The organism is Priestia sp. P5_B4 (assembly GCF_056400385.1).
This window is the reverse complement of sequence record NZ_JBFULJ010000626.1, coordinates 1-2,267: the sequence shown is the minus strand read 5'-3', so window position 1 is coordinate 2,267 and position 2,267 is coordinate 1. Positions and strand designations below refer to the sequence as shown.

The following is a 2,267-nucleotide window of genomic DNA, read 5'->3' as shown; positions in this document are numbered from 1 at the left end:
ATACGTTTTACATCATTTAGGAGGTATAAACATGGCAAGAGTGTTAGCTGTATTATCAAGCGGATACGAAGAGAAAGATTATCACACAGGTTGGTGGGCAGAAGAATTATTTGCTCCGCTGCAAAAGCTTGAGGACGCAGGGCACACCGTTGATTTAGCCTCACCTTTTGGAGGAAAGCCGGAAGTAGACGTTCGAAGTATTTCAGAAGACTTTGATCCAGACGGAACGTATAAAAAATTATATGAATCAGGAAGAGCGGATCAGACAATGAAACTTGAAGAAGTAGATGCTGAGAACTATGACGTTATCTTAGTAGTAGGCGGCCACGGCGCTATGTTTGACTTAGCAAAAAATGTGGACTTGCATGCACTTATGAACAAAGTGTACGACAATGGAGGTATTTTAGCAGCTGAGTGTCACGGACCTTCTGTTTTTGCTTTCTTGAAAGGATCCGATGATGAACTGTTAATTAAAGGACTAGACGTAACCGGTTATCCTGATGAAATTGAACCGGAAGAAGTACTTCCCTTTTTACCATACAGTTTAGAACAAGAACTTCGTGAAGTGGCTAACTACATCCCTGAGATGGATAAAAAAGCATATGCTGTTTGGGCAAATGATCAAATTGTCACAAGCCGAGATCCTTTTTCTTCTGAGTTAATGGGTGATGAATTAGTTAAAAAGCTAAATAAATAAACTAAAAAAAGACTGCTTAAAAGCGGTCTTTTTTGTTTGTTCTATAGGGATGTTTGAAACTGCTGCTCTACCAAACGCCGGTAAAAAGAATGAGAGGCTAACAGCTCTTTATGCGTTCCGCTTCCTGTAACCTGCCCTTCTTCTATTACAACAATTTGGTCCGCATTGATGACCGTAGATAGACGATGTGCAATGACGAGTGATGTGCGTTCTTTCATTACCGTTTCCAATGACTCTTGCACAAGCTTTTCTGATTCGGAGTCTAAGCTAGCTGTCGCTTCGTCCAGTAGTAAAAACTGGGGATTGCGTAACAGCGCTCGGGCAATTGCAATACGCTGTCGCTGTCCTCCTGAGAGATTAATACCTCTTTCTCCAATCATTGTTTCATATTGATCTTCAAAGGACTGAATGAAATGATGAGCATTCGCTAACTTCGCTGCTTCTTCTATTTCTTCATCCGTCACATGCCGCTCTAATCCGTAAATGAGATTTTCTCGAATTGTTCCTGCTAAAATCGGAGAATCCTGCTGAACATAGCTAAACAGGTGACGCCACGAACGTAAGTTGACGTTTTGACTGTCTGTTCCATCCAAGAATATGCGCCCCGATGAAGGCTCATAAAAGCGTTCGATAAGCGAAAAAACAGTAGATTTTCCAGCTCCGCTAGGTCCAACAAAAGCGGTAACTTCTCCTTTTTTAGCAGAAAATGAAACTTCCTGCAATACTGGTTTATCTTCATATTGAAAAGCAACTTTATCGAACCTTAAACTCCCTACCTGTTCAAGCACTTCTCCATTTTCATAGTTCTCTTCTTTCTCAGCTAATATATCAAAGATTCTTTCTGAAGCTCCTTTAGTTTGCTGAAAGCTAGTAACAAATCGGGTAAGTGAACCAACCGGAACCATAATTTGAAAAAGGTAAAGAACAAAAGCTACCAGCTCTCCTGCAGTGATAAATCCCTCACTCAMACGGTATGCACCAAACCCGACGATGGCAATCATAACAGCGGTCATCACCGTGCTAATAATCGGGGTAATGATGGCTTCAATTTTAGCTCTCTTTACACCGAAGAGGTAGAGTGACTGAAACGATTGTAAGCCGGAATCAACTTCTTTTTTCTCTGAACCGGATACTTTAATCAAGCGGATTTCACTCAGCATTTGAGCTAAAAAAGCTGTAAGCTTAGACATTTTATCCTGCTGCTCACGTGAAATTTTATGTATTTTTCGCGCTAGGGGCATAACCAGTACAAACATAACGGGAATGACCGCTAATAAAATGAGCGTCATGGGTACATCAAGTGTAAATAAAATAATAATGGCAACGATAATAGATAAAATATTTTTAACAAAGTCAATCATTTCTGTTGACAATAAATTCATCACAATGGTTGTATCATTTGTAATGCGGCTTACCATTTCACCAGAACGGTTTTGGTCGTAAAATGAAACCGGAAGCTTTATGAGCTTGTTCCACACCTTATGTCTGAGTTCTTTTACAACACCTTGTCCTACTTGAGCAAGGAGATAAAGAGATACTGCGCTTGTTACCATTTGAGCAGCAAATAAAC

At 40.2% G+C, this 2,267-nt stretch carries 2 protein-coding genes; one reads left to right on the top strand and one right to left on the bottom strand.

Annotation, left to right across the window (positions count from 1 at the left end; translation table 11 throughout):
• Positions 1-31: 31 nt before the first annotated feature.
• Entirely contained in the window at positions 32-697 is a 666-nt protein-coding gene (locus tag AC1DRF_RS23890; RefSeq protein ID WP_013083773.1) for a type 1 glutamine amidotransferase domain-containing protein, read from the top strand.
• A 41-nt stretch (positions 698-738) separates the two neighbouring features.
• On the opposite strand, the gene AC1DRF_RS23885 is transcribed toward AC1DRF_RS23890, so the two are convergent.
• Positions 739-2,267: ABC transporter ATP-binding protein (locus AC1DRF_RS23885; protein ID WP_477741862.1), on the bottom strand; the 1,529-nt coding region annotated here is incomplete at its 5' end.